This is a genomic window from Enterobacter sp. PL_is511, assembly GCF_055816065.1.
On record NZ_JBVPGP010000023.1, the window covers coordinates 76,009 to 100,367 of the forward strand.

Consider the following 24,359-nt stretch of genomic DNA (forward strand, 5'->3'; position numbering starts at 1 on the left):
TGCGCGAATACTGCGCCAACACCAGGGAAATCGTGGCTGCGCCTGTTTTTAAACGTTATTTTCGAAAGGGCGCTGCCTGAAAAATTTAGGCCGCACGCAGATAAGATAGCAAATCTTAAATGGTTTGTTACATGAATCAGTGAAATGTGTGAAGCATAGCGTTTTAATCAAAATTATTAATGTGCTTCAGCAAGTTGCAGAAAAGGATTGTCATGATGAAAAAGATTGGTGTCGTGCTGAGCGGATGCGGTGTTTACGATGGTTCTGAAATACACGAAGCCGTCATTACGCTGCTAGCCCTGGCTAAGCAGGGAGCAGAGGTTATTTGTTTTGCGCCAGACAAAAATCAGGCGGATGTGATTAACCATCTGACCGGTGAGCCGATGGCGGAAACCCGTAATGTACTGATTGAAGCCGCGCGTATTGCGCGAGGTGATATCCATCCTCTTATCCAGGCAGCCCCTACAGAGCTTGATGCGCTCATTGTGCCGGGTGGGTTTGGCGCGGCCAAAAATCTCAGTACCTTTGCTGCGCAGGGCGCGGAGTGTCAGATCGATCCTCATCTGAAAGCGCTGTCGCAGGCTATGCATGCGGCAGGAAAACCGCTGGGCTTTATCTGTATCGCACCGGCGATGTTGCCTAAGATTTTTGATTTCCCGCTGCGCCTGACCATCGGGACGGATATCGATACCGCAGAGATCGTCGAGGAAATGGGGGGCGAACACGTTCCGTGCCCGGTAGATGACATTGTGGTTGATGAAGATAACAAAATTGTCACCACGCCTGCGTATATGCTGGCGAAGAATATTGCAGAAGCGGCTATGGGGATCGAAAAGCTGGTCGCCCGCGTGCTGGTGTTGGCTGAATGAGTCGTCAATCCGGTGCCGGCGCGTGGGTAAAACGTACCCTGTTGCGCATCGTTCTGGTGCTGGCGGTGTTTTGGGGCGGTGGACTCGCCCTGTTCAGCATTATGCCAGTCCCGTTCTCTGCCGTGATGGTTGAGCGCCAGCTCGGCGCGTGGCTCAGCGGCGATTTCAGCTATGTTGCCCACTCTGACTGGGTAAGCATGGACGAGATCTCGCCGTTCATGGGTCTGGCGGTCATCGCGGCGGAGGACCAGAAATTCCCGGAGCACTGGGGGTTCGACGTGGCGGCCATCGAGAAGGCGCTGGCCCATAACGAACGCCATGAAAACCGCGTGCGCGGTGCCTCAACCTTGTCGCAGCAGACGGCCAAAAATCTGTTTCTGTGGGACGGCCGCAGCTGGGTGCGAAAGGGGCTGGAAGCGGGGTTGACCCTGGGGATGGAAACGGTCTGGAGCAAAAAGCGCATTCTGACCGTCTATCTCAACGTCGCTGAATTTGGCGACGGTATTTTTGGCGTGGAAGCTGCCGCGCAGCGTTATTTCAATAAGCCAGCCAGCCGTCTGAGCATGTCAGAAGCAGCACTATTGGCCGCTGTCTTACCGAATCCCATCCGCTTTAAAGCCAGCGCCCCATCAGGGTACGTGCGAAGCCGTCAGGCGTGGATCCTACGCCAGATGAATCAGCTGGGTGGAGAGGGTTTTATGCAGCGTAACAATCTTAAGTAGGGCGGGTAAGCGCAGCGCCACCCGCCGAAGGGGCGAACGTTAGTCTTCGTCAAATCCGGCGTTAAACAGGGCAATCACCGCCGCCAGCGCTTCCTCTTCCTGAGGTCCTGTGGCTTCGACTTCAATCTGACGCCCTTTGGCGGAATCCAGCATTAGCAGGGCTATCACGCTGTTCGCTTCCGCTTCGGTACCTTCGTCATTCCGCAGCAGAACCTCTGCATCGAAACCCTGCATCAGCTCAAACAGTTTCATCGCCGGGCGTGCATGCATACCCAGCTTATTGGTGATCTCAACGGTTTGTTTTACGGTCATGTTTTACGTTTTTCCAGCGTGCGATGACGGGACTGAACGTTCTTCCCGCGCGAGCGGAAATAGTCGGCCAGCTGTTCGGCGATATAAACCGAACGATGTTTACCGCCGGTACAGCCAATCGCCACCGTCAGGTAGCTACGATTGTTTGTCTCCAGCATAGGTAACCATAGCTCAAGGTAGCTTCGCGTCTGGTAGATAAAATTGTGAACTTCTGTGTGCCGGTCGAGGAAGGCCGCGACGGGTTTGTCCAGACCGGTCATGGGACGCAGCTTCGGATCCCAGTGCGGGTTCGGCAGGAAGCGCACGTCGAAAACGTAATCCGCATCAATTGGAATACCGTGCTTAAAGCCGAAGGATTCGAACACCATCGTCAGTTCGCGCTCGCGCTTGCCCAACAGTCGGGTACGCAGCATTTCCGCCAGCTCGTGAACGGACATCTCAGAGGTGTCGACAATCAGGTCGGCACGAGAGCGCAGCGGCTCCAGCAGATCGCTCTCTTCATCGATCGCGCTCTCCAGTGAGAGGTTCTTACTGGAAAGCGGGTGCAAGCGACGGGTATCGCTGTAGCGACGGATCAGCGTATTGCGGTCTGCATCGAGGAACAGCAGCTGAGGCGAGAACGCATCAGGCAGGTTGCTCATGGCCTGCTCGAAGATCTCTGGCGATTCAGGCATGTTACGGACGTCGATGCTGACGGCGGCAGAGGTTTGCCTCTCCGCAAGCGTACGGGCCAGGTCAGGCAATAACACGACCGGCAGGTTATCGACGCAGTAAAAACCCATGTCTTCCAGCGCGCGCAGAGCAACGGATTTCCCCGACCCTGAACGGCCACTGACAATCATCAGCACCATGTTCCGTTTCTCCTCAGGACAACAGATGTGAAGGCCATCTCCTGGTTATGCATCATCCTGATTGCCTTCTGCTTCAGTGATAATTTGATAGAGCTCTTCATCACTTTGGGCCGAGCGCAGCCGACGGCAAATGGTTTTATCGGCCAGACGTTTTGCGACCAGCGACAGCGTATGCAGATGGGTTTTCGTCTGATCGGCAGGCACCAGCAGCGCGAAGAGGAGATCGACGGGCTGGTTATCGATGGCATCGAAGGCGATGGGTGTTTCAAGCTGCACAAACACACCAACGGCACGCAGGGTATCCTCTTCCAGTTTGCCGTGCGGGATCGCGATGCCGTTGCCGATACCGGTACTGCCCATTTTTTCACGGGTCAGAATCGCCTCGAATACCACCTGCGGCGGCAGGCCCAGCTGTTTTGCGGCCAGTTCACTGATGATCTCCAGCGCACGTTTTTTGCTCTGGCAGTGAACCGCACTGCGGGTACATTCCTGGTTAAGGACATTGCTCAGTTGAAGAGCGGAATCGTTGTTCATCATAATTTCACCTAAGCGCTAACTGTACAAATGGCCTGTTGTGTTTCACAACAGGCCGTCCTGCACCCGTTAACTGCCCGGACAATTAGTGTTGTTTCAGTTTATCTTTATGTTTATTGAGCTGTCGTGCAAGCTTATCAATCAAGCCGTCGATAGCAGCGTACATGTCTTGCCCTTCCGCACTGGCATGCAGTTCACCCCCGTTAACATGCAGGGTGGCATCCGAGATATGAGTCACTTTCTCCACTTTCAACACAATATAGACCTGATTGATCCTTTCGAAATACTGCTCGAGTTTTGCAAACTTCGCGTTCACAAAGTCGCGTAAAGCCTCAGTAATTTCGACGTTTTGTCCAGTGATGTTGAGCTGCATAGTGTCTTCCTTATCGGTTGTGTCAGACCAGCTGTTTACGCTGGTTGGACGGCGGAATGGATAAAGACTCTCGATACTTCGCAACAGTACGACGTGCCACCATAATACCCTGATCGGACAGCATGGTGGTTAACTTACTGTCGCTTAGTGGCTTCGCGGGATTCTCCGCGGCGATCAACTTCTTCACCAGGGCACGAATGGCCGTTGACGACGCTTCGCCGCCGCCCTCGGTATTCACATGGCTGGAGAAGAAATACTTAAGCTCAAAAATACCGCGTGGACTGTGCAGATACTTCTGCGTGGTGACACGGGAAATGGTTGATTCATGCATTTCGACGGCCTGGGCGATATCCGCCAGTACCATCGGTTTCATATACTCTTCGCCCTGCTCAAAGAACGCCTGCTGCTGTTCGACAATACAGCGGCTGACGCGTAGCAGCGTATCATTTCGGCTCTCCAGACTTTTGATCAGCCATCGCGCTTCCTGCAAATTGCTACGAATATATTGATTGTCGGAGTCGTTACGCACGCTGGTGCACATGGAGGCATACTGCTGGTTGATTTGCAGGCGAGGGATGCTGTCTGAATTCAGTTCAACGACCCAGCGGCCATTGTGTTTTCTGACCAGCACATCCGGGATGACGTACTCGGGCTCGCTGGTCTGGATCGACTGTCCCGGGCGCGGATCGAGCGACTGGATCAGATTCACCGCTTCTTTCAGCACCTCTTCCTTCAGGCGCGTGACGCGCATCAGGGAGCGGAAATCGTGGTTCGCCAGCAGATCCAGATGATCGCTGATGATTAAGCGCGCCTCGTCGAGCCACGGCGTCTCTTTGCTGAACTGAGAAAGCTGGATCAGTAGGCAGTCGCGCAGATCTTTTGCGGCCACGCCTACTGGATCGAAACGCTGGATGCGCTTCAGAACGGCTTCAACTTCCTCAAGCTCTATCTCGTCGTCGCCCATGCTTTCCAGAATATCGTCCAGCGTGACGGTCAAATAGCCAGTGTCGTCAACGGCATCGACAATTGAGGTGGCAATCGCGCGGTCGGTATCGGAGAAGGGGGTGAGTTCCACCTGCCACATCAGGTAATCCTGCAGTGACTGGGTGGTTTCGCCCTGGTAGACCGGTAGCTCATCATCCTGGTAGTCTGCACGCGTACCGGAAGGGGTTCCGGCGGTATAGATTTCATCCCAGCTGGCATCCAGCGGAAGCTCGTCCGGCATCTCTTTTTGTTCGAGTGCATCCGCGGTATCGAGCGCTTCTGTATCCTGCGATTGCTGGGTATCTACCTCGTCATGAAGATCGGTTTGTTCCAGCAGGGGGTTGCTGTCCAGCGCCTGCTGGAGCTCCTGCTGAAGTTCTAACGTGGACAGTTGCAACAGGCGAATTGCCTGCTGTAGCTGCGGCGTCATCGCCAGTTGTTGGCTGAGCCTTAATTGCAAACCTTGCTTCATGTTCAGAGCATTTTTCTCCGGTTCGGCGTTACGTTACCTCTACCCTATCAGAGTCTGAAGTCTTCCCCAAGATAGACGCGCTTAACATGATCGTCTTCGAGGATCTGCTGCGGCGTACCGTGGGCGATCAGATTGCCCTGGCTCACAATATACGCGCGTTCACACACGGCCAGCGTTTCACGGACGTTGTGGTCGGTGATCAGTACGCCAAGCCCGCTGTCACGCAGGTGTTCAATGATACGTTTAATGTCGATAACCGAGATCGGGTCAACGCCCGCAAACGGTTCATCCAGAAGGATAAACTTCGGATTTGCGGCCAGCGCACGGGCAATCTCAACACGACGGCGTTCGCCCCCGGAGAGAGCCTGACCGAGGCTGTCGCGCAGATGCTCAATGTGGAACTCTTCCATCAGCTCGTTGGCACGATCCTGACGCTGTTCGCTGGTCAGATCGTTACGAATTTGCAGGACCGCCATCAGGTTATCGTAAACGCTAAGACGACGGAAAATGGAGGCTTCCTGCGGCAGGTAGCCGATCCCGCGACGTGCGCGTGCGTGCAGCGGCAGAAGACTGATGTCTTCATCGTCAATGACAATGTTGCCAGCATCGCGCGGCACAATGCCAACGACCATGTAGAAAGTGGTGGTTTTACCCGCACCGTTAGGGCCAAGTAGCCCTACAATTTCGCCGGAGTTGACGGTCAGACTGACATCTTCTACGACACGGCGGCCTTTATAGGCCTTCGCGAGATTTTTTGCAGTTAATGTTGCCATAACGAATTAGTTACTCTTCTTCTGTGCCGGGGCCTGGCCTTTGCCTTTATCCTGCAGCTGCGACGGAACCAGTACGGTGGTGACGCGTTTGCCTTTCTCGCTGGAGGCCTGCATTTTTTGCTCTTTTACCAGATAGGTAATCTGGTCGCCGGTAATGTTGCTGTCCAGCTGTTCCAGGTACGCATTACCGGTCAGGATGACCAGGTCCTTCGCCAGCTCATAGTGCATGTGCGTAGCGTGACCTTTCACCGGCTTGCCGTTGTCCTGCATCTGGTAGAAGGTGGCCGGGTTACCGTAACCATCAATGATCTCTTTGCCCTGCTCGCCACCCGGACGGGTCACGACCACTTTGTCGGCATTAATTTTGATGGTGCCCTGAGTCATGACGACGTTACCCGTGAAGGTGACGACGTTGCCCTGCATATCGAGAGACTGGGTGTCGGACTCGATATGGATCGGTTGGTCGGTATCGCCCGTTACAGCAAGCGCGGGGAGACTGGTCGCCAGCATCGCGCTGGCGATAATTACTTTAAGGCTGAGTTTGTTTGTTTTGAATTTCATAGGAGGTTCTAACCTTTTCAATCAGCTCGGCGTTTTTGCTGCGTAAGTTCCCGCGCATTCTCAAACCGCTGGAATTAAATGTTGTGCCATACAGTGTGACCAGATCCTGCGACGTCACGTCCTGGGTTACCAGGTTGATCTGGGCATTATCCGTCGTAATTTTTCGTAGTTGCGAGTCAGCGGTCAGGGCGTTGACTTCAACGTGGCCATACAGATAAAGCATACGGTCATTTGTCAGTTTTGCCCGATCTGACTTAATTGACCACGTCGGCACTTTGTCCTTATCAAATGTGGTCATGACAGGTTGGGTAAACCACGAAATACCGTCATCTGAAAAATATTCAACATGCTGGGCAATCAGGCGATAGTTCAGCGCGCCTTCAGGGCTGTAGACCACGGTGTCGCTGTGATCGCTTTTATAGGTTGGATCGTTATTGTTGATCACTTCTGTTTGCGTATCGTCGCGATCGGCAAGGTTCACGCCAATCAATACCAGTGCGACAAGCGAAAGCAAAATGATAATCCAACGTCTGGTTTTACTCATATCGATTGCCCTTTGGCCTCATCAAGCTTGCCCTGCGCCAGCAGGAGCAGATCGCAGACTTCACGTACGGCACCGCGGCCCCCGTTGATGTGGGTAACATAGTCAGCGCGCGGGATCAGCAGCGGATGCGCATCGGCAACGGCGATGCTCAGCCCAACTTCAGCCATCACGGGCCAGTCAATCAGATCGTCCCCGACGTAGGCCACGTTTTCCGGTGCGATAGCCAGTTTACCCAGTAAATCCTTAAACGCCGCCATCTTATCGGATTGCCCCTGATACAGATGGGTAATGCCTAAGGTTTCACAGCGGTCTTCTACCAGTTTAGCTTTTCGCCCGGTGATGATAGCCACCTCAATACCTGAGGTGAGCGCACAGCGGATACCGTAGCCGTCGCGAACGTTAAACGCTTTCAGCTCTTCACCATTATTGCCCATGTAAATCAGGCCGTCGGAGAGTACCCCATCCACATCCAGGATGAGCAGACGAATGTTTTCCGCCTTTGCCATCATCTGGGTACTGACCGGACCATAACAGGTTGCAAGGGATGCACCCGCATTACTCATTGTCTTATCCTTCATTACACTACGCCTGCGCGCAGCAGATCATGCATATGTACCACACCCAGCAACTGGTCGCCATCGGCAACCATAACGGAGGTGATATGGCGGGACTGCATCAGGTTCAGCACATCCACGGCCAGCGTACCCGGACGCACGCGGATACCGCCTGGCGTCATCACGTCGGCAATGCCGAGCGTGCGGACATCGACACCCATGTCGAACACGCGACGCAGGTCGCCATCGGTGAAGATCCCCTGAATTTTCATCAGATCGTCGCACACGACCGTCATCCCCAGATTCTTGCGGGTGATTTCCAGCAGCGCATCACGCAGGGAGGCTTCTTTACTGACGTGAGGGATCTCATCCCCGGTGTGCATAATATCGTTTACCCGAAGCAGTAGCTTGCGCCCCAGCGCACCGCCCGGGTGGGAAAGCGCGAAATCTTCCGGCGTAAAACCACGGGCTTCGAGCAGCGCGACGGCAAGCGCATCACCCATGACCAGCGCGGCGGTGGTGCTGGACGTCGGCGCGAGGCCGAGCGGACAGGCCTCCTTGGGCACTTTCACGCACAGGTGAATGTCGGCCGCACGCGCCATGCTGCTTTCCGGACGGCTGGTCATGCAAATAAGCGGCACCTGCAGGCGCTTCAGTACCGGGATCAACGCCAGGATCTCATTGGACTCACCGGAGTTGGACAGCGCGATGACGATATCCTGCGGCGTGACCATACCCAGATCGCCGTGCGCGGCTTCCCCCGGGTGCACAAAGAAGGACGAGGTGCCGGTACTGGCAAACGTTGCCGCCATTTTGCGTCCAATGTGGCCGGACTTACCCATCCCCATCACCACGACTTTGCCGGCACAGTAGAATATCTTCTCACATGCCAGACTAAAATCCTGATTAATGTACTGATCTAACTGCGCCAGACCTTCACGTTCAATCTCCAGAACGTCTTTGCCTGCTTTCTGAAAGTCAAAACCCGGCTGCAATTCTATTTGCGACATAATGCGTTTCCGTTACCCAGAGAGAAGAGGCGAGAGCCAGTACAGCATCGCCATCCATACGATAAATCCACCCGTCAGCAGCGCGCCTGCGCCTTTGCCGATCTGTCGTTGCCGCCGCCAGCAGAGCAGGGCAAATATCACGCTGACCAATAACATCACGCCGTAGTCGCGTGAGAACGCCAGGGGATTAAAGGGCCCTGGCGTAATCAGGGCCGGCAGCCCCATCACAATGGCGATATTAAATATGTTGGAACCGATGATATTACCAATGGCAATGTCATCCTCACCTTTGCGTGCCCCCGCAATGGCCGTAGCCAGCTCCGGCAGGCTGGTACCGATGGCAATCACCGTCAGGCCAATGGTCAGTTCACTGATGGCGAAATAGTTCGCCAGCACCGTCGCGTTATCCACGACCATACGCGTTGCCATCGGCATGATGATCAGCGCAACGCCAAGCCACAGCAGGGCAACAGGCAGCGTGCCTTCTCGCGGAAGTTCGGCGACCTGCTCACGCGTGAGGCTATCCTGGCCCTGCTTTTCAGCCAGACGGGCGATTTTAACACTATAGAGCAGCCAAATAACGGCCAGCGCCAGCAAGAAAATGCCGTCGCTGTAGCTCAGTACACCATCGTAAAATACGCACCCTGCCAGCAGACTTACGATTAACATTAGCGGCAATTCACGGCGCAGAACATCAGAATGCACGCGAAATGGATGGAGCAGTGCCGCCAGGCCTAAAATCAAGAGTATATTGACGATGTTAGAGCCAATCGCAGTGCCGACTGCCAGGTCTAACTGACCATGCAGCGATGCCGAGACAGAGACGATGATTTCAGGAAGTGACGTTCCAACACTGACCACGGTCATCCCGATGACGACAGGCGGTACGCCCGTCAGGCGACACAGGATAGATGCAGCAAACACTAAACGGTCAGCACTGTAGACCACCAAAAGTAAACCAATTATTAACAGTGCTGTTGCTAAAAGCATCAAAAGTCCTTTCTTCAGGTATACTCGTCGGTCCATCGCGCGGAAATGGCTGGACTGCATACAGTCTGAGGCGTAACGAATTCCTAATTTTGACTTTATGCGCCGGAAAAGTAAAACAAATGCCAGCTTTCGCTAACCTCAACGGCTATTATTCTGTAAAAATGCGGAGTTGAGGGCTGATTCAGGCAGCATGCCTTAATGTGAGCAGGGTAATAAAGGAACCATAAATGAGCCAAACGATGGCGAATTTAGTCGATGTTCGCGGTGTGAGTTTTTCTCGCGCCAACAGATTGATATTTGATGATATTTCGTTGACCGTACCGCGTGGCAAGATCACTGCCATAATGGGGCCGTCCGGGATCGGTAAAACGACCCTGTTGCGCCTTATTGGTGGGCAGATCCCACCGGATAGCGGTGAAATTCTCTTTGATGGCGAAAACATCCCGGAGATGTCACGCTCGCGCCTGTATACTGTCCGCAAACGCATGAGCATGCTCTTTCAGTCTGGAGCCTTGTTCACCGACATGAATGTCTTTGATAACGTGGCCTATCCGCTGCGCGAGCATACCAGCCTGCCGCCTGAACTGCTGAAAAGCACGGTGATGATGAAGCTTGAAGCCGTCGGTTTGCGGGGCGCCGCGAAACTGATGCCTTCAGAGCTATCCGGGGGGATGGCGCGCCGCGCCGCGCTGGCGCGAGCCATTGCACTCGAACCTGATTTAATCATGTTTGACGAACCGTTCGTTGGACAGGATCCCATCACGATGGGCGTGCTGGTGAAGCTCATCTCTGAACTGAACAGTGCGCTTGGCGTTACCTGCATTGTGGTATCTCACGATGTACCGGAAGTATTGAGCATTGCCGATTACGCCTATATCGTGGCGGACAAAAAGATCGTCGCGCACGGTAGCGCCCAGGCGCTGCAGGAGAATTGCGATCCGCGCGTGCGGCAGTTCCTCGACGGTATTGCCGATGGCCCTGTGCCGTTCCGCTACCCGGCGGGCGACTATCGTGACGATTTACTGGGAATAGGGAGTTAAGCCACTCATGCTGTTAAATGCGTTGGCCGCTCTCGGACACCGTGGCATAAAAACCATCAGGACGTTCGGGCGTGCCGGATTGATGTTATTCAACGCGCTGGTCGGCAAGCCGGAATTCCGTAAGCACGCACCGCTGCTGGTGCGGCAGCTTTATAATGTCGGCGTGCTGTCGATGCTCATCATCATTGTCTCCGGTCTTTTTATCGGTATGGTGCTTGGGCTACAGGGCTATCTTGTTCTGACAACCTACAGTGCGGAAACCAGCCTCGGGATGCTGGTGGCACTCTCGCTGCTGCGAGAACTGGGGCCGGTTGTGGCGGCGTTGTTGTTCGCCGGGCGTGCGGGGTCAGCATTAACGGCAGAAATTGGCCTGATGCGTGCGACCGAGCAGCTCTCCAGCATGGAGATGATGGCGGTCGATCCGCTACGTCGCGTGATCTCGCCGCGTTTCTGGGCTGGGGTGATCTCTTTACCGTTACTGACTATTCTGTTTGTCGCCGTGGGTATCTGGGGCGGTTCGCTGGTTGGCGTGCACTGGAAAGGCATTGATGCCGGTTTCTTCTGGTCCGCGATGCAGGACGCCATTGACCTGCGAATGGATCTGGTTAACTGCCTGATTAAAAGCGTGGTATTTGCCATTACGGTCACGTGGATTGCATTGTTCAATGGTTACGATGCCATCCCGACGTCGGCGGGCATTAGCCGTGCAACTACACGTACCGTCGTACATTCGTCGCTGGCCGTACTGGGTCTGGATTTTGTGCTCACCGCACTGATGTTTGGGAATTGAGTTCATGCAAACGAGAAAAAATGAAATTTGGGTCGGTGTATTCCTGCTTCTGGCGCTGCTGGCCGCGCTGTTCATCTGCCTGAGAGCGGCGGATATTACGTCTGTGCGCACCGAGCCGACGTATCGCATCTATGCCACCTTCGATAACATCGGCGGGCTGAAGGCGCGTTCACCGGTCCGTATTGGCGGCGTGGTGATCGGACGCGTAACGGACATTACGCTCGATGAGAAAACCTATCTGCCACGCGTCGCGATGGATATCGAAGAGCGTTATAACCATATCCCGGACACCAGTTCCCTTTCTATCCGTACTTCCGGCCTGCTGGGTGAACAATATCTGGCGCTTAACGTCGGTTTTGAAGACCCTGAGCTGGGAACGACTATCCTTAAAGACGGTAGCGTCATTCAGGATACGAAATCCGCGATGGTTCTGGAGGATATGATTGGTCAGTTCCTTTACAACAGCAAAGGGGATGAGAAAAAATCCGATGCAGCCCCTGCGCAGAGCGAAGAGCATACCGACGCCGCACCGGCACCTGGTGCTGCGAATTAATTTCAGGAGAAGTCATTCATGTTTAAACGACTGTTAATGGTTGCCATGCTGGTCATCGCCCCTCTTACCGCTGCCCACGCTGCGGATCAGAGTAACCCGTACAAACTGATGGACGAAGCGGCGAAGAAGACCTTCGACCGCCTTACAAACGAACAGCCTAAAATTCGTGCTAATCCTGATTATCTGCGTGATGTCGTTGACCAGGAACTGCTGCCGTATGTGCAGATCAAATATGCGGGTGCGCTGGTGCTGGGACGTTATTACAAAGACGCGACCCCTGCGCAGCGTGAGGCCTACTTTGCCGCGTTCCGTGAATACCTGAAACAGGCTTATGGCCAGGCGCTGGCGATGTACCACGGTCAGACCTATCAGATTGCGCCTGAGCAGCCGCTGGGAGATGCGACCATCGTGCCTATCCGCGTAACGATCAACGATCCTAACGGTCGTCCGCCGGTTCGTCTGGATTTCCAGTGGCGTAAAAACAGCCAGACCGGCCACTGGCAGGCGTATGACATGATCGCCGAAGGCGTAAGCATGATCACCACCAAACAGAACGAGTGGAGTGACCTGCTGCGCACCAAGGGGATTGATGGCCTGACCGCGCAACTGCAGTCCATTGCTCGTCAGAAAATCACGCTGGACGAGAAGAAGTAATGTCACAGCAACTCAGCTGGTCGCGTGAAGGCGAGACATTAAAGCTGTCCGGTGAGCTGGATCAGGATCTGCTGAACCCCTTATGGGATAAACGCCATGAGGCTATGCAGGGCGTGACGCTTATCGACTTAACCGACATCACACGGGTCGATACGGCAGGCGTTGCGCTGCTTGCCCATCTGGTTGCGGTAGGGAAAAAGCAGGGGGCGAGCGTCACGCTTCGCGGCGCGAGCGATAATGTCGTTACCCTGGCGCAGCTCTACAATCTGCCTCAGGACGTATTGCCTCGTTAATATTTTCAGTGCGTTACTTCCGAAAGCCCTGACAGTTTCATCGTCGGGGCTTTTTGCTTGTTTAAGACGACGCCACTTTGCTCTAAGATGTTGGGCTTGTTTTCACTATCAGATGATTAAGAACCCATGGAAAATCATGAAATCCAGACAGTGCTGATGAATGCACTCTCCCTTCAGGAAGCCCACGTCACTGGCGATGGCAGTCACTTCCAGGTTATTGCTGTGGGTGAGATGTTCGACGGTATGAGCCGTGTGAAGAAACAGCAGGCTGTGTACGCGCCGCTGATGGAATATATTGCGGATAACCGCATCCACGCCCTGTCGATTAAAGCGTTCACCCCGCAAGAGTGGGCACGCGATCGCAAACTAAACGGTTTTTGAGCTGAGGGCGACAGGCCCGCAGCACGGTTGAATTTATAAGAGAGCACACAATGGATAAATTTCGTGTACAGGGGCCAACGCGTCTCCAGGGCGAAGTCACAATTTCTGGCGCGAAAAACGCCGCGCTGCCAATCCTCTTTGCTGCGCTGCTCGCGGAAGAGCCGGTAGAAATTCAGAACGTACCGAAGCTGAAAGATATCGATACCACCATGAAGCTGCTCACCCAGTTGGGCACGAAAGTCGAGCGTAACGGTTCCGTCTGGATCGACGCCAGCAAGGTGAACAACTTCTCTGCCCCTTACGATCTGGTGAAAACCATGCGTGCATCCATCTGGGCGCTTGGCCCACTGGTGGCGCGTTTTGGTCAGGGTCAGGTCTCTCTGCCGGGCGGCTGCGCTATCGGTGCGCGTCCGGTTGACCTGCACATCTTTGGTCTGGAAAAACTGGGCGCAGAGATCAAGCTGGAAGAAGGCTACGTTAAAGCGTCCGTCAATGGTCGTCTGAAAGGCGCGCACATTGTCATGGACAAAGTGAGCGTGGGCGCAACGGTGACCATTATGTCTGCGGCGACGCTGGCAGAAGGGACCACTATCATCGAAAACGCCGCGCGCGAACCGGAAATTGTGGATACCGCCAACTTCCTCGTGGCGCTGGGTGCGAAGATCACCGGTCAGGGTACCGACCGTATCACCATCGAAGGCGTTGAGCGTCTGGGCGGTGGTGTTTATCGCGTTCTGCCGGACCGTATCGAAACCGGTACCTTCCTGGTCGCTGCCGCGATCTCTGGCGGTAAGATTGTTTGTCGCAACGCGCAGCCCGATACCCTGGATGCGGTGCTGGCGAAACTGCGCGATGCGGGTGCGGATATCGAAATCGGTGAAGACTGGATCAGCCTTGATATGCACGGCCAGCGTCCAAAAGCGGTCAATGTGCGGACGGCACCGCATCCGGCGTTCCCAACGGACATGCAGGCGCAGTTCACCCTGTTGAACCTGGTCGCCGAAGGTACTGGCTTCATCACAGAAACCATTTTCGAAAACCGCTTTATGCATGTACCGGAGCTGATCCGTATGGGTGCGCATGCTGAGATCGAAAGTAATACCGTGATTTGCCATGGCGTTGAGAAACTGTCAGGTGCTCAGGTGATGGCAACCGATCTGCGTGCGTCTGCAAGCCTGGTGCTGGCGGGTTGTATCGCGGAAGGCACAACGATCGTGGATCGTATTTATCACATCGATCGTGGTTATGAGCGTATCGAAGATAAACTGCGCGCGCTGGGTGCCAATATCGAGCGTGTGAAGGGCGAGTAATCGTTCCGGCAGCCCCCTGCCAGCAATGACCGGGGGGTTGCTGTTCCTGTCAAAAACGCATTACTTCTGCGGTTCTCTTTTTGCCTTTCTTTGGCGAATCATGCGCGTTCTGTCGATAAATTCATGGGTGATGGGATCGTGGTAGCGCGAAGGCCAAATCACCCACGGATGCGTATCCAGCGCCGTCGCGATGATTAATTCTCCCTTGGGCCAGGGGCGGGTGAGGGCGTTTGCCAGAGTTGAAGAACTCAGTCCATGGCGGCGGGACTCTGCTGCCAGTGAAGTGCCTCTTTTGCGCAGTGCGGCAATAATATCAGCCGTGTGCCAGTCGATAAATTTCGTATCCATAACACCGTCCTTAAGTTCGGATTCACCTACGCCGTTTCTTCTGAAACGACGGGGTTAATATACCCATTTCAAGCTTTTGTTCTAAAAAGTTCGCGTTACTTGAAGGGATATTCAGAATAAGACATGGCTTTATTCATGCGGTCTCTAAACCGATGGATTTACAGGAATACGTAATTTACAGGATTTTTCTGGAATCCCCCCGCCATGGTCGCGGGGAGAAACAAGGAGGGTTAACGGTCGCGCTGAACGGCGATGTGGGCAAGACCTATCAATGCCTCGCGCCAAAGGCTGTCGGGAATGACCTGGAGAGCTTCGATGGCTTTGTCGGCTTCTTCTTCCGCACGCTGCCGCGTCCATTCCAGCGATCCGCAGATAGCCATGGTTTCCAGCACAGGTTCCAGAAGATGGCGGCCATTTCCCTGCTCAATCGCTTCACGGATCATTTTCGCCTGTTCGGCTGTTCCGTTACGCATGGCATGAAGCAGCGGCAGGGTCGGTTTGCCTTCGTTCAGGTCATCTCCCACGTTTTTGCCGAGCGTCTCGCCGTCCGCACTGTAGTCCAGCAAATCATCAATCAGCTGGAATGCCGTACCCAGATAGCGACCATAGTCCTGCAGGCCTTTTTCCTGTGCTTCGGTACAGCCAGCCAGAATGCCGGAACACTGGGCCGCCGCTTCAAACAGGCGCGCGGTTTTGCTGTAGATCACGCGCATGTAGTTTTCTTCGGTGATGTCCGGGTCGTTGACGTTCATCAGCTGCAGCACTTCGCCTTCAGCAATGACGTTTACGGCTTCGGACATCACTTCCAGCACTTTCAGGGAGCCCAGACTGGTCATCATCTGGAAGGCGCGGGTGTAGATAAAGTCCCCCACCAGTACGCTGGCTGCGTTCCCGAACGCGGCGTTAGCCGTGGCTTTGCCACGACGCATATCCGATTCATCCACCACATCGTCGTGCAGAAGCGTCGCCGTGTGGATAAATTCGATGAGCGCTGCGATAGTGATGTGGGCATTTCCCTGATAACCAACGGCTCTGGCAGCCAGAATGGCGATCATCGGACGAATGCGTTTACCACCGCCGCTGACAATGTAATAGCCCAACTGATTGATCAGCTGGACGTCAGAGTTGAGTTGCTCCAGGATTGCTGCATTCACACCCGCCATATCTTGCGCGGTTAACTCGTTGATTTTTTCTAAATTCATCGCAAAAGCCGGGCTTTTTATCCTGTTGATCCCATCTTCAATGGGGTAACGAAGGGTTTCGGTTTATCAATAGTAGTGCTGATTGTACTGAAAAAACGGCTCAGATAAACGTTACCGTACGTGTTGTGTTTTTTTTCTTCATGTATTGACGGTAGCACTTGTCAAAGGCTCGCGTTTTGCGTAATATTCGCGCCCTATTGTGAATATTTATAGCGCACTCTGAATCATACGAGGATGTGCGCGGAAGCGGAGTTTATATGTACGCGGTTTTCCAAAGTGGTGGTAAACAACACCGAGTAAGCGAAGGTCAGACCGTTCGCCTGGAAAAGCTGGACATCGCAACTGGCGAATCTGTTGAGTTCGCAGAAGTTCTGATGATCGCAAACGGTGAAGAAGTCAAAATCGGCGTTCCTTTCGTTGATGGCGGCGTTATCAAAGCTGAAGTTGTTGCACACGGTCGTGGCGAGAAAGTTAAAATCGTTAAGTTTCGTCGTCGTAAGCACTACCGTAAGCAGCAGGGCCACCGTCAGTGGTTCACTGATGTGAAAATTACTGGCATCAGCGCCTAAGACCTGAGGAGAGATTTAAATGGCACATAAAAAGGCTGGCGGCTCCACACGTAACGGTCGCGATTCAGAAGCTAAACGCCTGGGCGTTAAGCGTTTCGGTGGCGAATCCGTTCTGGCGGGTAGCATCATCGTTCGTCAACGTGGTACCAAATTCCACGCTGGCAACAACGTAGGTTGCGGTCGTGACCACACTCTGTTTGCTAAAGCAGACGGTAAAGTGAAATTTGAAGTTAAAGGCCCGAACAACCGTAAATACATCAGCATCGTTGCTGAGTAAGGTTTTCTCGGTCCGGTAACGGATTAAAGCCCCGCACCCTGTTGCGGGGCTTTTTACATTGGAAACCCGGTAATTTTTTCTGTAGGGAAAACGGGCATGAAGCAGCAGGCCGGCATAGGAATTCTTTTGGCGCTCACCACCGCAATGTGCTGGGGTGCGTTGCCAATTGCAATGAAGCAGGTGCTGGAAGTGATGGAGCCGCCTACGGTGGTCTTTTATCGCTTTCTGATGGCCAGCATCGGCCTCGGGGCGATTCTGGCCGTCAAAGGTAAGCTTCCACCCTTGCGGCTCTTCCGTAAACCGCGCTGGCTGGTGCTGCTGGCTATCGCGACGGGCGGTCTGTTCGGTAACTTCATCCTGTTCAGCTCTTCCCTGCAATATCTCAGCCCCACGGCGTCGCAGGTGATTGGTCAGCTTTCACCGGTGGGCATGATGGTCGCCAGCGTCTTTATCCTCAAGGAGAAGATGCGCGGTACGCAGATTATCGGGGCGAGCATGCTGCTGTGCGGTCTGGTGATGTTCTTCAACACCAGTCTGATCGAGATTTTTACCCGCCTGACGGATTACACATGGGGTGTCATTTTCGGTGTGGGGGCAGCAACGGTCTGGGTGAGCTATGGCGTCGCGCAAAAGGTGTTATTGCGTCGACTTGCCTCACAGCAGATCCTCTTTTTGCTGTACACTTTGTGTACAATAGCATTGCTGCCATTAGCGAAGCCGGGTGTGATTACTCAGCTTAGCGACTGGCAACTGGCGTGCCTCATTTTTTGTGGGCTGAACACGCTGGTCGGTTATGGCGCGCTGGCCGAAGCGATGGCGCGCTGGCAGGCAGCACAGGTGAGCGCGTTGATCACGCTTACCCCGCTGTTTACGCTGTTATTTTCAGATTTGTTATCAATGGCCTGGCCCGATGTCTTCGTCAGACCGATGCTCAACCTGTTGGGTTATCTCGGTGCGTTTGTCGTGGTTGCGGGCGCGATGTATTCCGCCATTGGTCATCGTCTTTGGGGACGTTGGCGCAAAAATGAAGCGGTTGTAGTAGTCCCCCGCTCAGGCGAATGAGTTACGGAGAGTAAAATGAAGTTTGTTGATGAAGCGACGATCCTGGTCGTGGCTGGTGATGGAGGCAACGGTTGCGTGAGCTTCCGCCGTGAAAAGTATATCCCTCGTGGCGGTCCTGATGGCGGCGACGGTGGGGATGGTGGTGACGTGTGGCTGGAGGCGGATGAGAACCTCAACACGCTGATCGACTACCGTTTCGAAAAATCCTTCCGCGCTGAACGTGGCCAGAACGGCCAGAGCCGTGACTGTACCGGGAAACGCGGTAAAGACGTCACCATTAAGGTTCCGGTCGGTACGCGTGTGATTGACCAGGGAACCGGTGAAACCATGGGTGACATGACCAAACACGGTCAGCGCCTGATGGTAGCGAAAGGCGGCTGGCACGGTCTGGGTAACAGCCGTTTCAAATCTTCCGTTAACCGTACGCCGCGTCAGAAAACGATGGGTACCCCGGGCGATAAGCGCGACCTGCAGCTGGAGCTGATGCTTCTGGCTGACGTGGGCATGCTGGGTATGCCAAACGCCGGTAAATCAACGTTCATTCGTGCCGTCTCTGCGGCGAAACCGAAAGTGGCGGACTATCCGTTTACCACGCTGGTACCAAGCCTGGGCGTTGTCCGCATGGATAACGAGAAGAGCTTTGTGGTTGCCGATATTCCGGGTCTGATTGAAGGCGCTGCGGAAGGCGCGGGTCTGGGTATTCGCTTCCTGAAACACCTTGAGCGTTGCCGCGTACTGCTGCACCTCATTGATATCGATCCTATCGATGGTTCCGATCCGGTTGAAAACGCCCGCATCATCATCGGTGAGCTGGAAAAATACAGCGAAAAACTGGCGAATAAACCACGCTGGCTGGTCTTCAACAAGATCGACCTGATGGACAAAGCCGAAGCGGAAGCAAAAGCAAAAGCCATTGCTGAAGCGATGGGTTGGGAAGATAAATACTACCTGATCTCTGCGGCAAGCCAGGTTGGCGTGAAAGATCTGTGCTGGGATGTGATGACCTTCATCATTGAGAACCCAATCGTTCAGGCGGAAGAAGCCAAACAGCCTGAAAAAGTCGAATTCATGTGGGATGACTACCACCGCCAGCAGCTCGAAGAGCTGGAAGCGGAAGAAGACGATGAAGACTGGGACGATGACTGGGATGAAGACGACGAAGAAGGCGTCGAGTTCATCTACAAGCACTAATATCTGTCCAAAGCCCCCATTATGGGGGCTTTTTTTATTCCAGCGTCGCAGGCAGCCAGCAGCTGGCGATTAAACCGCCTTCAGCGCCATTCTCAAGCGTGAGCCTGCCGTGGTGAAGCTGGACGATGCGCTGCACGATGCTCAGCCCCAGACCGCTGCCGCCGTAGCGCTGGTCAAGACGGCGGAATGGCTCGGTAATGGACTGCCGGTGCGCTTCATCAATCCCTGGGCCCTGATCGATAACGCTGATCTGCGTCCCCCCGTCGACCTCGGTTAACGTCACTGTAATCGTTGTCCCTGCCGGGCTGTAGCGTCCTGCATTTTCCAGCAGGTTGCGCAGCATCAGGCGCAGGAGCACGGCGTCTCCCTGAACCGTGAGCGCGCTTTTAGCGGGCCAAATTACCGTATGCTCTTTGGCTTCATGACCCAGGCCGAGAGGTTCAATGATATTTTCCGTCCAGCTTACGGTTTCGTAGTGGCCGCTCGCCATTGCCTGTCCGGCCCGGGCCAGCATCAGCAGCTGTTCGACGGTATGCATGAGCTGATCGATACGGCTAATCAGCGTTGCCGCCTGTGGCGCACCAGACTGCGACATCAGCTCCAGATGGAGCCGGATACCGGCAAGAGGCGTTCGAAGCTCGTGCGCGGCGTCTGCAGTGAAGAGACGCTCCTGTTGAATGGTATTGTCCAGCCGGGCGAGGAGCTGGTTCAGGGAGGTCGTCACCGCGCCGATCTCTTCCATATCGGAATACATAGGAAGCGGGGTTAAGTTATCCGCCGAACGGTTAGCCAGGCTGACACGCAGTTTATTCAGGGGCCGGGTGATCCAGGTGACCGCCCAGAAGGAGAAGAGCAGGGTAAAACCGACCATCACCAGAGAAGGGACCAGCAGCGAGGCAATCGCCTCGCGGATCTCTTTCTCGACATGGTTATTACGCGCTTTTGCTGACAGCGTTTCACTGACCAGGAAACTAATCTGCTCACGGCTTTCATGCCACAGCCAGATGACGCTTATCAGCTGGAAAAATAACAGAATGACCGCCAGCAGCACCATCAAACGCCGACGCATGCTGTTCATTTCTGGCTCTCCAGGCGATAGCCAACGCCACGGACGGTTTTGATTCTGTCCTTGCCGAGCTTACGACGCAGGTTGTGAATGTGGACTTCAAGGGTATTTGACCCCGGATCGTCCTGCCAGGAGTAGATATCCTGCTGGAGCGTTTCTCTGTGCACCGTTTGCCCGCTGCGCATGATCAGACGCGTAAGCAAGGCGAACTCTTTTGGTGTTACCTCGACCGCCTGATCCTGGCGCAGTACCTGCTGGGTTTGCAGATTCAGCGTAATATCGCCGTCGGTCAGTAAGTTATCACTATGTCCCTGATAGCGGCGAATCAACGCTCGCACCCGAGCCTGCAGCTCCGCAAGCGCAAAAGGCTTCACCAGGTAATCATCTGCGCCTGCATCAAGGCCGGTGATACGGTCTTCAATGGCATCGCGTGCCGTCAGGATCAACACCGGGTTGGCGATACCGCGGCGTCGCCACTGGCTGAGCAGCGTGGCGCCGTCTTTATCAGGCAAGCCCAAATCGAGGATCACCAGACTGTATTCGCCGCTCTGAATCAGGGCGTCCGCCTCCGCTGCGGTGCCGGCACAGTCGAGGGCATACCCTTCATTGGCCAGCCCCAGCGCCAGCCCTTCCTGCAATAACAGATCGTCTTCAACTATAAGTAGTTTCATCGCTAGTTATTCTGGTAGATGTCCTTATAAAGCCTGCTTTCGAAGCGAACAAGCGGAATACGACGATTGCGCTGGTCGGTCGGTTCGACGGCATAGCCGGAAAGATACTGCACGAATGCCATGCGTTGTCCGCTGGCGGTAGTGATGAAGCCTGCAAGGTTGTAAACCCCCTGCAGTGAGCCTGTTTTAGCGGATACTTTGCCATCCACACCGGCAGCGTGAAGCCCGGCGCGGTACTGCAGTGAACCGTCATGCCCGGCCAGCGGCAGCATTGAAATAAAGTTTAGCTCAGTGTCATGCTGTGCAATGTACTGAAGCACCTGCATCATCGTGGCCGGAGAGATCAAATTATGGCGTGATAGTCCGGAGCCATCGACGGCGATGGTATTACCCAGATCGATCCCCGCCTGCTGGCGCAGGATCTGCCGAACCGCGTCTGAACCCGCGCGCCAGGTTCCCGGCACGCCGAAACGGGCGTGACCAATCATGCGGAACACCGTGTCGGCAATCATGTTGTCCGACTTTTTCAGCATGATTCGCAATAAATCGTGCAGCGGTGGAGACTGTTTGCTGGCGATGACCGTACCGGGCTGGTTGACCTGCGTCTGACGAAGCAGCGTGCCCGAGTAGGTTATTCCCGCTTGTTTCAGTTCATCTTTCAGAATGGCGCCTGCATAGCTTGCGCCATCCTGTATCGCAAAGGCCAGCGGCAGCGGATCGGCGCGCTGGGTCAGGCAACCGGTCAGCGTGAAGCGGTTAAGATCGCCTGGCACGACGTCCAGCTCACAATATTGCGCATCCGGGGAGCCTTTCGCCAGCGTGCGGACCTGGCTAAACATCGTGACCGGGTAGTAGGACGCTATGCGGATAAACGCTAAATCATCTGGCTTTGGCGCGCTGTAAAGCGAAACCGAGAAGCAGTTACGGTCGACAATCGCGGCGGCGGGCGGGGCGCTAAAGCACTGGGTCATGTCGTTCCACGGCCAGCCTGGGGCTTTATCGTGACTGGCAAAGATGGACGTGTCGATCAGCACATTACCATCAATTTTCTGTACGCCAGATTTTTTCAGCACCGCAACCATATTGCGGATATCCTGGCGCTTAAAGGTCGGATCGCCGCCAAAACGGGCGATAAGATCGCCTTTCAGTTCGTTACCCTCGACGTTACCTTTGGTTTCAAGAGTGGTCGTAAAACGGAAGTCAGGCCCGAGCTGGAGCAGGGCGGCGAGGGCAGTGATCACCTTTTGGGTACTGGCAGGCAGCGCCATCTGTTGACTGTGAAAGTCAATCTCGGGAGCCTGTGCGCCAACCTTCTGCACCATCAGGGCAAGGTTCGCGCCTGCGGGGAGCTGATTAATGTACTCATCAACATTCGCGGCCTGGGCGGTGAACGTTATACTGGTAGTCAATCCGATGATAAATCTGGAAAATCGCATAATCTCGCGCTAACAACCCGAAAACAAACCGTCATACTACGGTGCATGGCACTGCAAAGTAAACGATGACCCATAGTGAACTTCGCGGTAAAATGCATATCAAATTGAAAAATTGCTGCTGACCTGGGGCATTGCACCCGGGTCGGTTTTCTTTTTGCTTCTTGCCCGCTTAGGGGGGCAGGAGCAGGGAACACTGCTCCCAACAGGAATGTTTAAGAGGTATAACAAATGCAAGCTATTCCGATGACCTTACGTGGTGCCGAAAAACTGCGCGAAGAGCTGGATTTCCTGAAATCCGTGCGTCGTCCTGAAATCATCGCCGCTATCGCGGATGCGCGCGAGCATGGCGACCTGAAAGAGAATGCTGAATACCACGCCGCGCGTGAGCAGCAGGGCTTCTGTGAAGGGCGTATTAAAGATATCGAAGCAAAACTGTCCAATGCACAGGTTATCGACATCACCAAAATGCCTAACAACGGGCGTGTGATCTTTGGTTCTACGGTGACCGTGCTGAACCTGGACAACGACGAAGAGCAGACCTATCGCATCGTGGGTGATGATGAAGCCGACTTCAAACAGAACCTGATTTCAGTGAACTCTCCGATTGCTCGCGGCCTGATTGGCAAAGAGCAGGACGATGTTGTCACCATCCGCACCCCTGGCGGTGAAGTAGAATACGAAATTATTAAGGTTGAATACCTGTAATTCGCTTCTCTACTAAGATGTTGATACATTGTAAAGAAAAGAAAAAGGCCGCGTAGCGGCCTTTTATCAACTCAAGGAGCATGGCATTTTGCTCGCCTGCTGACAGAAATCCCTCGTTTCACACAGAAAATGTGTTTGATTCAGGATATCCTTAACGTGGCAGCGAGATTTTACGCTCTTTAGACGGGCGGTAGAGCACCAGCGTTTTACCGATGACCTGTACATTACAGGCGCCGGTTTCGCGCACGATGGCTTCCACGATCAGGTTTTTAGTGTCTCTGTCTTCAGAGGCGATTTTCACCTTGATCAGCTCGTGGTGTTCCAGCGCTTGTTCAATCTCGGCAAGCACCCCTTCGGTCAAACCATTGTTGCCAAGCATCACTACAGGCTTGAGCGGATGTGCCAGACCTTTAAGGTGCTGTTTTTGTTTAGTACTCAGATTCATCGTATATTTTTGCTTACGTTGGGATTGAAAACGGTTCATTCTACCGCCATCTCCCTTATATCGCCAAATAGCTGCGTAGAAATTTACGTCACAGGCAAGCAACGATGAACCAGGACGGAAATGTTAAATGACAGGTAAAAAGCGTTCTGCCAGCTCCAGCCGCTGGCTCCAGGAACACTTTAGCGATAAATATGTTCAACAGGCACAGAAAAAGGGGTTGCGTTCCCGTGCCTGGTTTAAACTTGATGAAATACAGCAAAGTGACAAACTTTTTAAGCCGGGGATGACGGTTGTTGACCTCGGCGCGGCACCTGGCGGATGGTCCCAGTATGCGGTCACGCAGATCGGCGGAACGGGCCGAATCATCGCGTGCGATCTTTTACCAATGGATCCCATCGTCGGTGTCGACTTCCTTCAGGGCGACTTTCGTGATGAATTAGTGCTGAAAGCGTTACTTGATCGTGTAGGTGACAGTAAGGTCCAGGTTGTCATGTCAGATATGGCACCAAATATGTGCGGAACACCGGCGGTGGATATCCCCCGCGCCATGTATCTGGTGGAGCTAGCGTTAGAAATGTGTCGTGATGTACTAGCGCCTGGTGGTAGTTTTGTTGTGAAGGTGTTTCAGGGCGAAGGTTTCGAGGAGTATCTTAAGGAAATTCGCTCCCTGTTTGCGAAGGTCAAAGTTCGTAAGCCGGACTCTTCCCGGGCCCGTTCCCGTGAAGTGTATATTGTAGCGACCGGGCGAAAATGATAACCGGGAGATTTCAGACGAAAGTTTGAATGAAACTGGATATAGAGTATCCTGACGCTGTTT

32 protein-coding genes are annotated in these 24,359 nt (G+C 54.1%); 15 read left to right on the forward strand and 17 right to left on the reverse strand.

The window, feature by feature from the left end:
• The first annotated feature begins 215 nt into the window (after positions 1-215).
• Positions 216-869, forward strand: coding sequence for an isoprenoid biosynthesis glyoxalase ElbB (elbB, locus tag AC0TN7_RS12515; RefSeq protein ID WP_090418875.1), 654 nt, complete (start codon positions 216-218; stop codon positions 867-869).
• Complete coding sequence (gene mtgA / locus AC0TN7_RS12520) at positions 866-1,591, forward strand: monofunctional biosynthetic peptidoglycan transglycosylase (RefSeq protein ID WP_024906349.1); 726 nt, start codon at positions 866-868, stop codon at positions 1,589-1,591. The genes elbB and mtgA overlap by 4 nt, the downstream gene beginning before the upstream one ends.
• Before the next feature lie 39 nt (positions 1,592-1,630).
• Here the strand turns inward: mtgA and npr are convergent, their stop codons facing one another.
• The 11 genes from npr to AC0TN7_RS12575 form a co-directional block, all read right to left on the reverse strand.
• On the reverse strand, positions 1,631-1,903 hold the full coding sequence (npr, locus tag AC0TN7_RS12525) for a PTS phosphocarrier protein NPr (protein ID WP_003861872.1): 273 nt from the start codon (positions 1,901-1,903) through the stop codon (positions 1,631-1,633).
• Complete coding sequence (rapZ, locus tag AC0TN7_RS12530; protein ID WP_014885397.1) at positions 1,900-2,754, reverse strand: RNase adapter RapZ; 855 nt, start codon at positions 2,752-2,754, stop codon at positions 1,900-1,902. Before rapZ ends, npr begins: the two co-directional genes overlap by 4 nt.
• Positions 2,755-2,799: 45 nt before the next feature.
• On the reverse strand, positions 2,800-3,291 hold the full coding sequence (gene ptsN / locus AC0TN7_RS12535; RefSeq protein ID WP_008501443.1) for a PTS IIA-like nitrogen regulatory protein PtsN: 492 nt from the start codon (positions 3,289-3,291) through the stop codon (positions 2,800-2,802).
• Positions 3,292-3,373: 82 nt separating this feature from the next.
• A complete protein-coding gene (hpf, locus tag AC0TN7_RS12540; RefSeq protein WP_008501444.1) occupies positions 3,374-3,661 on the reverse strand; it encodes a ribosome hibernation promoting factor in 288 nt (95 codons plus the stop codon).
• 22 nt (positions 3,662-3,683) lie between these two features.
• Entirely contained in the window at positions 3,684-5,117 is a 1,434-nt protein-coding gene (gene rpoN / locus AC0TN7_RS12545; RefSeq protein ID WP_032650397.1) for an RNA polymerase factor sigma-54, read from the reverse strand.
• A 47-nt stretch (positions 5,118-5,164) separates the two neighbouring features.
• Positions 5,165-5,890 (reverse strand): LPS export ABC transporter ATP-binding protein, encoded by a 726-nt coding sequence (lptB, locus tag AC0TN7_RS12550; RefSeq protein WP_025756692.1) that lies wholly within the window; start codon positions 5,888-5,890, stop codon positions 5,165-5,167.
• A gap of 6 nt (positions 5,891-5,896) precedes the next feature.
• Positions 5,897-6,451: a lipopolysaccharide ABC transporter substrate-binding protein LptA gene (lptA, locus tag AC0TN7_RS12555; RefSeq protein ID WP_024906352.1), complete on the reverse strand. Its 555-nt coding sequence runs from the start codon at positions 6,449-6,451 to the stop codon at positions 5,897-5,899.
• Positions 6,420-6,995: an LPS export ABC transporter periplasmic protein LptC gene (lptC, locus tag AC0TN7_RS12560; protein ID WP_024906353.1), complete on the reverse strand. Its 576-nt coding sequence runs from the start codon at positions 6,993-6,995 to the stop codon at positions 6,420-6,422. Before lptC ends, lptA begins: the two co-directional genes overlap by 32 nt.
• Positions 6,992-7,558, reverse strand: coding sequence for a 3-deoxy-manno-octulosonate-8-phosphatase KdsC (kdsC, locus tag AC0TN7_RS12565; RefSeq protein WP_023309356.1), 567 nt, complete (start codon positions 7,556-7,558; stop codon positions 6,992-6,994). The genes lptC and kdsC overlap by 4 nt, the downstream gene beginning before the upstream one ends.
• A gap of 14 nt (positions 7,559-7,572) precedes the next feature.
• A complete protein-coding gene (kdsD, locus tag AC0TN7_RS12570; RefSeq protein ID WP_008501450.1) occupies positions 7,573-8,559 on the reverse strand; it encodes an arabinose-5-phosphate isomerase KdsD in 987 nt (328 codons plus the stop codon).
• 12 nt (positions 8,560-8,571) lie between these two features.
• Complete coding sequence (locus AC0TN7_RS12575) at positions 8,572-9,549, reverse strand: calcium/sodium antiporter (protein ID WP_023309354.1); 978 nt, start codon at positions 9,547-9,549, stop codon at positions 8,572-8,574.
• Positions 9,550-9,776: 227 nt separating this feature from the next.
• Between AC0TN7_RS12575 and mlaF the strand changes: the two genes are divergently transcribed.
• From mlaF to murA, 7 genes are all read left to right on the forward strand, one after another.
• The gene (mlaF, locus tag AC0TN7_RS12580) at positions 9,777-10,589 is read left to right on the forward strand and encodes a phospholipid ABC transporter ATP-binding protein MlaF (protein ID WP_024906354.1); all 813 of its coding nucleotides are present in this window, start codon (positions 9,777-9,779) and stop codon (positions 10,587-10,589) included.
• 7 nt (positions 10,590-10,596) lie between these two features.
• A complete protein-coding gene (gene mlaE, locus AC0TN7_RS12585) occupies positions 10,597-11,379 on the forward strand; it encodes a lipid asymmetry maintenance ABC transporter permease subunit MlaE (RefSeq protein ID WP_010436044.1) in 783 nt (260 codons plus the stop codon).
• Positions 11,380-11,383: 4 nt separating this feature from the next.
• Positions 11,384-11,932 (forward strand): outer membrane lipid asymmetry maintenance protein MlaD, encoded by a 549-nt coding sequence (mlaD, locus tag AC0TN7_RS12590; RefSeq protein ID WP_061716413.1) that lies wholly within the window; start codon positions 11,384-11,386, stop codon positions 11,930-11,932.
• An 18-nt stretch (positions 11,933-11,950) separates the two neighbouring features.
• Positions 11,951-12,586: a phospholipid-binding protein MlaC gene (gene mlaC / locus AC0TN7_RS12595; RefSeq protein ID WP_024906356.1), complete on the forward strand. Its 636-nt coding sequence runs from the start codon at positions 11,951-11,953 to the stop codon at positions 12,584-12,586.
• Positions 12,586-12,879, forward strand: a complete 294-nt coding sequence (gene mlaB, locus AC0TN7_RS12600; protein ID WP_024906357.1) for a lipid asymmetry maintenance protein MlaB — start codon at positions 12,586-12,588, stop codon at positions 12,877-12,879. Before mlaC ends, mlaB begins: the two co-directional genes overlap by 1 nt.
• Positions 12,880-13,005: 126 nt before the next feature.
• On the forward strand, positions 13,006-13,260 hold the full coding sequence (gene ibaG / locus AC0TN7_RS12605; protein ID WP_008501458.1) for a BolA family iron metabolism protein IbaG: 255 nt from the start codon (positions 13,006-13,008) through the stop codon (positions 13,258-13,260).
• Between the two features lie 50 nt (positions 13,261-13,310).
• Positions 13,311-14,570, forward strand: a complete 1,260-nt coding sequence (murA, locus tag AC0TN7_RS12610) for a UDP-N-acetylglucosamine 1-carboxyvinyltransferase (RefSeq protein ID WP_024906358.1) — start codon at positions 13,311-13,313, stop codon at positions 14,568-14,570.
• A gap of 60 nt (positions 14,571-14,630) precedes the next feature.
• Here the strand turns inward: murA and sfsB are convergent, their stop codons facing one another.
• Together sfsB and ispB are read right to left on the reverse strand one after the other, a co-directional pair.
• Positions 14,631-14,918: a DNA-binding transcriptional regulator SfsB gene (gene sfsB, locus AC0TN7_RS12615; RefSeq protein WP_024906359.1), complete on the reverse strand. Its 288-nt coding sequence runs from the start codon at positions 14,916-14,918 to the stop codon at positions 14,631-14,633.
• Between the two features lie 230 nt (positions 14,919-15,148).
• Positions 15,149-16,120, reverse strand: a complete 972-nt coding sequence (ispB, locus tag AC0TN7_RS12620) for an octaprenyl diphosphate synthase (RefSeq protein ID WP_208763296.1) — start codon at positions 16,118-16,120, stop codon at positions 15,149-15,151.
• A 257-nt stretch (positions 16,121-16,377) separates the two neighbouring features.
• Between ispB and rplU the strand changes: the two genes are divergently transcribed.
• From rplU to cgtA, 4 genes are all read left to right on the forward strand, one after another.
• Positions 16,378-16,689, forward strand: a complete 312-nt coding sequence (gene rplU / locus AC0TN7_RS12625) for a 50S ribosomal protein L21 (protein ID WP_003025032.1) — start codon at positions 16,378-16,380, stop codon at positions 16,687-16,689.
• A 19-nt stretch (positions 16,690-16,708) separates the two neighbouring features.
• A complete protein-coding gene (gene rpmA / locus AC0TN7_RS12630) occupies positions 16,709-16,966 on the forward strand; it encodes a 50S ribosomal protein L27 (protein WP_004385076.1) in 258 nt (85 codons plus the stop codon).
• A 96-nt stretch (positions 16,967-17,062) separates the two neighbouring features.
• Positions 17,063-18,028 carry a DMT family transporter gene (locus AC0TN7_RS12635; RefSeq protein ID WP_014833443.1) on the forward strand — a complete coding sequence of 322 codons (966 nt, stop codon included), beginning with the start codon at positions 17,063-17,065 and terminating at the stop codon, positions 18,026-18,028.
• A gap of 15 nt (positions 18,029-18,043) precedes the next feature.
• Positions 18,044-19,219 (forward strand): Obg family GTPase CgtA, encoded by a 1,176-nt coding sequence (gene cgtA, locus AC0TN7_RS12640; RefSeq protein ID WP_023333597.1) that lies wholly within the window; start codon positions 18,044-18,046, stop codon positions 19,217-19,219.
• 34 nt (positions 19,220-19,253) lie between these two features.
• On the opposite strand, the gene pmrB is transcribed toward cgtA, so the two are convergent.
• The 3 genes from pmrB to dacB are packed head-to-tail and all read right to left on the reverse strand — an operon-like array spanning position 19,254 to position 22,392.
• Entirely contained in the window at positions 19,254-20,297 is a 1,044-nt protein-coding gene (gene pmrB / locus AC0TN7_RS12645) for a two-component system sensor histidine kinase PmrB (RefSeq protein ID WP_024906361.1), read from the reverse strand.
• Entirely contained in the window at positions 20,294-20,956 is a 663-nt protein-coding gene (gene pmrA / locus AC0TN7_RS12650) for a two-component system response regulator PmrA (protein WP_024906362.1), read from the reverse strand. Before pmrA ends, pmrB begins: the two co-directional genes overlap by 4 nt.
• A 2-nt stretch (positions 20,957-20,958) precedes the next feature.
• On the reverse strand, positions 20,959-22,392 hold the full coding sequence (gene dacB / locus AC0TN7_RS12655) for a serine-type D-Ala-D-Ala carboxypeptidase (protein WP_024906363.1): 1,434 nt from the start codon (positions 22,390-22,392) through the stop codon (positions 20,959-20,961).
• Between the two features lie 228 nt (positions 22,393-22,620).
• Between dacB and greA the strand changes: the two genes are divergently transcribed.
• Entirely contained in the window at positions 22,621-23,097 is a 477-nt protein-coding gene (gene greA, locus AC0TN7_RS12660) for a transcription elongation factor GreA (protein WP_014171793.1), read from the forward strand.
• 151 nt (positions 23,098-23,248) lie between these two features.
• Here greA and yhbY read toward each other — a convergent pair whose 3' ends face one another.
• Positions 23,249-23,542: a ribosome assembly RNA-binding protein YhbY gene (yhbY, locus tag AC0TN7_RS12665; RefSeq protein ID WP_003861814.1), complete on the reverse strand. Its 294-nt coding sequence runs from the start codon at positions 23,540-23,542 to the stop codon at positions 23,249-23,251.
• Positions 23,543-23,669: 127 nt separating this feature from the next.
• On the opposite strand from yhbY, the gene rlmE reads away from it, so the two are divergent.
• Entirely contained in the window at positions 23,670-24,296 is a 627-nt protein-coding gene (rlmE, locus tag AC0TN7_RS12670; RefSeq protein WP_003861812.1) for a 23S rRNA (uridine(2552)-2'-O)-methyltransferase RlmE, read from the forward strand.
• Positions 24,297-24,359: the final 63 nt, after the last annotated feature.

Excerpts from the sequence above, each read along its gene's own strand:
- lptC (WP_024906353.1), bottom strand. The coding sequence starts at position 6,995 with ATGAGTAAAACCAGACGTTGGATTATCATTTTGCTTTCGCTTGTCGCA.
- AC0TN7_RS12635 (WP_014833443.1), top strand. The coding sequence starts at position 17,063 with ATGAAGCAGCAGGCCGGCATAGGAATTCTTTTGGCGCTCACCACCGCA.
- mlaB (WP_024906357.1), top strand. The coding sequence starts at position 12,586 with ATGTCACAGCAACTCAGCTGGTCGCGTGAAGGCGAGACATTAAAGCTG.
- kdsD (WP_008501450.1), bottom strand. The coding sequence starts at position 8,559 with ATGTCGCAAATAGAATTGCAGCCGGGTTTTGACTTTCAGAAAGCAGGC.
- greA (WP_014171793.1), top strand. The coding sequence starts at position 22,621 with ATGCAAGCTATTCCGATGACCTTACGTGGTGCCGAAAAACTGCGCGAA.
- cgtA (WP_023333597.1), top strand. The coding sequence starts at position 18,044 with ATGAAGTTTGTTGATGAAGCGACGATCCTGGTCGTGGCTGGTGATGGA.
- rpmA (WP_004385076.1), top strand. The coding sequence starts at position 16,709 with ATGGCACATAAAAAGGCTGGCGGCTCCACACGTAACGGTCGCGATTCA.
- rapZ (WP_014885397.1), bottom strand. The coding sequence starts at position 2,754 with ATGGTGCTGATGATTGTCAGTGGCCGTTCAGGGTCGGGGAAATCCGTT.
- rpoN (WP_032650397.1), bottom strand. The coding sequence starts at position 5,117 with ATGAAGCAAGGTTTGCAATTAAGGCTCAGCCAACAACTGGCGATGACG.
- npr (WP_003861872.1), bottom strand. The coding sequence starts at position 1,903 with ATGACCGTAAAACAAACCGTTGAGATCACCAATAAGCTGGGTATGCAT.
- lptA (WP_024906352.1), bottom strand. The coding sequence starts at position 6,451 with ATGAAATTCAAAACAAACAAACTCAGCCTTAAAGTAATTATCGCCAGC.
- mlaF (WP_024906354.1), top strand. The coding sequence starts at position 9,777 with ATGAGCCAAACGATGGCGAATTTAGTCGATGTTCGCGGTGTGAGTTTT.
- ispB (WP_208763296.1), bottom strand. The coding sequence starts at position 16,120 with ATGAATTTAGAAAAAATCAACGAGTTAACCGCGCAAGATATGGCGGGT.
- pmrB (WP_024906361.1), bottom strand. The coding sequence starts at position 20,297 with ATGAACAGCATGCGTCGGCGTTTGATGGTGCTGCTGGCGGTCATTCTG.
- rlmE (WP_003861812.1), top strand. The coding sequence starts at position 23,670 with ATGACAGGTAAAAAGCGTTCTGCCAGCTCCAGCCGCTGGCTCCAGGAA.
- lptB (WP_025756692.1), bottom strand. The coding sequence starts at position 5,890 with ATGGCAACATTAACTGCAAAAAATCTCGCGAAGGCCTATAAAGGCCGC.
- rplU (WP_003025032.1), top strand. The coding sequence starts at position 16,378 with ATGTACGCGGTTTTCCAAAGTGGTGGTAAACAACACCGAGTAAGCGAA.
- elbB (WP_090418875.1), top strand. The coding sequence starts at position 216 with ATGAAAAAGATTGGTGTCGTGCTGAGCGGATGCGGTGTTTACGATGGT.
- dacB (WP_024906363.1), bottom strand. The coding sequence starts at position 22,392 with ATGCGATTTTCCAGATTTATCATCGGATTGACTACCAGTATAACGTTC.
- ibaG (WP_008501458.1), top strand. The coding sequence starts at position 13,006 with ATGGAAAATCATGAAATCCAGACAGTGCTGATGAATGCACTCTCCCTT.
- mlaE (WP_010436044.1), top strand. The coding sequence starts at position 10,597 with ATGCTGTTAAATGCGTTGGCCGCTCTCGGACACCGTGGCATAAAAACC.
- AC0TN7_RS12575 (WP_023309354.1), bottom strand. The coding sequence starts at position 9,549 with ATGCTTTTAGCAACAGCACTGTTAATAATTGGTTTACTTTTGGTGGTC.
- mlaC (WP_024906356.1), top strand. The coding sequence starts at position 11,951 with ATGTTTAAACGACTGTTAATGGTTGCCATGCTGGTCATCGCCCCTCTT.
- murA (WP_024906358.1), top strand. The coding sequence starts at position 13,311 with ATGGATAAATTTCGTGTACAGGGGCCAACGCGTCTCCAGGGCGAAGTC.
- sfsB (WP_024906359.1), bottom strand. The coding sequence starts at position 14,918 with ATGGATACGAAATTTATCGACTGGCACACGGCTGATATTATTGCCGCA.
- ptsN (WP_008501443.1), bottom strand. The coding sequence starts at position 3,291 with ATGATGAACAACGATTCCGCTCTTCAACTGAGCAATGTCCTTAACCAG.
- yhbY (WP_003861814.1), bottom strand. The coding sequence starts at position 23,542 with ATGAATCTGAGTACTAAACAAAAACAGCACCTTAAAGGTCTGGCACAT.
- hpf (WP_008501444.1), bottom strand. The coding sequence starts at position 3,661 with ATGCAGCTCAACATCACTGGACAAAACGTCGAAATTACTGAGGCTTTA.
- mlaD (WP_061716413.1), top strand. The coding sequence starts at position 11,384 with ATGCAAACGAGAAAAAATGAAATTTGGGTCGGTGTATTCCTGCTTCTG.
- kdsC (WP_023309356.1), bottom strand. The coding sequence starts at position 7,558 with ATGAGTAATGCGGGTGCATCCCTTGCAACCTGTTATGGTCCGGTCAGT.
- mtgA (WP_024906349.1), top strand. The coding sequence starts at position 866 with ATGAGTCGTCAATCCGGTGCCGGCGCGTGGGTAAAACGTACCCTGTTG.
- pmrA (WP_024906362.1), bottom strand. The coding sequence starts at position 20,956 with ATGAAACTACTTATAGTTGAAGACGATCTGTTATTGCAGGAAGGGCTG.